A 2,392-nucleotide genomic window follows, 5' to 3' on the forward strand; every position below is an offset into this window, starting at 1 on the left:
TAGGCGTGCACGGTGGTCATCAGGCCCTGCTCGATGCCCAGGCCGTCGTTGAGGACCTCCGCCCACCGGTCGACGGCGCAGCGGTAGCCGGGCCCCGTCGTGTGCGGCGGGACCGGGCCGGCGCCGGCGTCGCCCGGCAGCAGGTCGGCGCCGGCCCGCACCCGCAACTCGTCGGCCCGCAGCGCGTCCCAGAGGTGGCGGTGCAGGTCGAGCCGGAAGCGCCGGTGCGGGCGGGGATGCGGATGGAGACCCGCGCCGGCCGAGGGCCGGGAGGAGTCCCAGAGCGCGAGGGCGATCCGCTGGCCGCCGTCCGCCCAGGCCGGCGGGGTCCGGGCGACCAGGTGCACGGGGCCGTCCCGGTCGCGTCCGGAACCGCCGTACCGGGCCAGGGTGACGGTCAGCCCCGGGCGCAGCAGGCCGGTCGGGGCGATCCGCGGCCAGTGCCAGCGCAACAGGTCGGGGGCGAGCCGGCGCAGGTCGGAACGGACCGGCGCCGCGAACTCGCGGCCGTGCGTCCGTGCCAGGGCACGCGGACTGACATCGACGTCCACGCCGGCGGCGGCGCACGCCCCGGCCCAGTCGCCGGCGAGCCGGCGGGCGGTGGCGGTCGCGATCACGGAGGGCGGCACGGCGAACTCGCGCACGCGCAGCCAGAAGGAGAGACGGGAGTCCCCGTCCGCGGTGGGAGTGCCCATCAGCACTCACCTTGCGCGGACAGGACCCCCGTTCTGTTGACAGAGTGAGTGGTCATCGCGCAGGACAGTAGCCGTCGGCGCCCGGCACGGCCACCGGTTTACCGTCGCCGGCGGGCGGCGGGCGGCGGGCGGCGGGCGGCGGGCGGCGGGCGGCGGGCGGCGGGCGGGGTCGGGCCGGGACAGATCTGCCCATGGCCACGGGGCCGTTCTGCCCCTTGGGGGCCCGGGCGGCCGACGGAAGAATGGTGCGGCGGGGACGAGACATCCGAACCGAGGAACCCGCCATGAAGCACCTCTGCACGTTCGTTCCACCCCACGTCATCGAGCACATCGCCCGCGTCCAGGGCCGGGAGAGCCTGGAACCCACCCCCGCCCAGCGCACCGCCGTGGTGTCCGCCCAGTTCCGCAAGGCCCGCCGGCTGGGCACCCCGGACGTTCCCGCGGCCACCGTGCCCCCCGAGGCTCCGAAGATCACCGCCGTGGCCGGCGTGACCGTTCCGGCGCCCGGAACCGCGGGCCGGGAGATCTACGACGACCAGCACGAAGCCACCTACAGCACCACCCTGATCCGTGGCGAGGGCGACCCCGCGGTGGCCGGCCTCAACGCCGACGTGGCCTACGACAACCTCGGCTCCGTCCGCGAGTTCTACAAGAAGATGCTCGGCCGGAACTCCATCGACAACGCCGGACTGGACCTCGCGGCGCACGTCAACTTCGACCACGACTTCGCCAACGCCTTCTGGGACGGCGAAGCCCAGGTGATGGTCTTCGGCAACGGCGACAACGTCATCTTCAAGGACCTCACCGGCGACCTCGACGTCTCCGCGCACGAGCTCACCCACGGCGTCACCCAGTTCACCGCCGGCCTCAACTACACCGACGACCAGAGCGGCGCGCTCAACGAGTCCTTCAGCGACATGATCGGCTCCGCCGTCGACGCCTGGGCCAACAACCGGGACGCCGACAGCCACAACTGGCTCATCGGCGACGAGATCATGGCGGACAGCCTCGCCGGCGAGGCCCTGCGCAACATGGCCGAACCCGGCTCCGCCTACGACAACCCGGTCATGGGGCGCGACCCGCAGCCCCGCGACATGAGCGGCTACTCCGAACCCGCCGACCCGCACCTGATGTCGGGCATCACCAACCGGTGGTTCTACCTGATCTGCAAGGAGATCGGGCTCGACGCGGGTACGCTGATCATGTACCAGACCCTGCAGAACCTCTGGCCGACCGCCGGATTCAACGACGCCGCCGTGGTGGCCGCCGCCCAGGCACGGATCCTGGCCGAGACCAAGCAGGTGCCGCCCGAGGCTGCTCAGGTGGTCCGCGCGGCCGCCCGCCAGCAGGGCTTCTGGTAGACCGCCGGCCCGGGCGAAGGAGAACGACGTGGTGCGCGTGTCCCTGGAGCGCAGCGGTGGCTTCACCGGCCTGCGCACCACCTCCTCGCTGGACACCGACGAACTGGCCGGGCCCGAGGCCGACGCCGCCCTCCAGGCCCTGGAGGCGGCCGGGCAGGCCCGGGAGGCGGCCGGCCCCACTGCGCCGGCCGCCCTCCCGCGCTACCGGTTCACCGTGCACGCGCCCGGCGGCGACCGGACGGTCGAGCTGACGGAACCCCAGGTCCCGCCCGCCCTGCGCCCGCTGATCGCCGAGTTCAAGCGACGGCAGCGCCCGGCCGGCCCGCCCGGCGGAGC

2 protein-coding genes and 1 pseudogene are annotated in these 2,392 nt (G+C 74.1%); 2 read left to right on the forward strand and 1 reads right to left on the reverse strand.

Annotated features, from left to right (window positions below):
- A pseudogene (locus ABZ641_RS33335) lies at window positions 1-695 on the reverse strand (hypothetical protein); the annotation flags it as partial.
- A gap of 284 nt (window positions 696-979) precedes the next feature.
- Here ABZ641_RS33335 and ABZ641_RS33340 point away from each other — a divergent pair.
- Window positions 980-2,056, forward strand: coding sequence for a M4 family metallopeptidase (locus ABZ641_RS33340; RefSeq protein ID WP_344621749.1), 1,077 nt, complete (start codon window positions 980-982; stop codon window positions 2,054-2,056).
- 28 nt (window positions 2,057-2,084) lie between these two features.
- Window positions 2,085-2,392: protealysin inhibitor emfourin (locus ABZ641_RS33345; RefSeq protein WP_359987967.1), on the forward strand; the 308-nt coding region annotated here is incomplete at its 3' end.

Source organism: Kitasatospora sp. NPDC007106 (assembly GCF_040634455.1).
GTDB lineage: Bacteria > Actinomycetota > Actinomycetes > Streptomycetales > Streptomycetaceae > Kitasatospora > Kitasatospora arboriphila.

Bases quoted from the DNA above. Each gene is read 5' to 3' on its own strand.
- ABZ641_RS33340 (WP_344621749.1), top strand. From the start codon at position 980: ATGAAGCACCTCTGCACGTTCGTTCCACCCCACGTCATCGAGCACATC.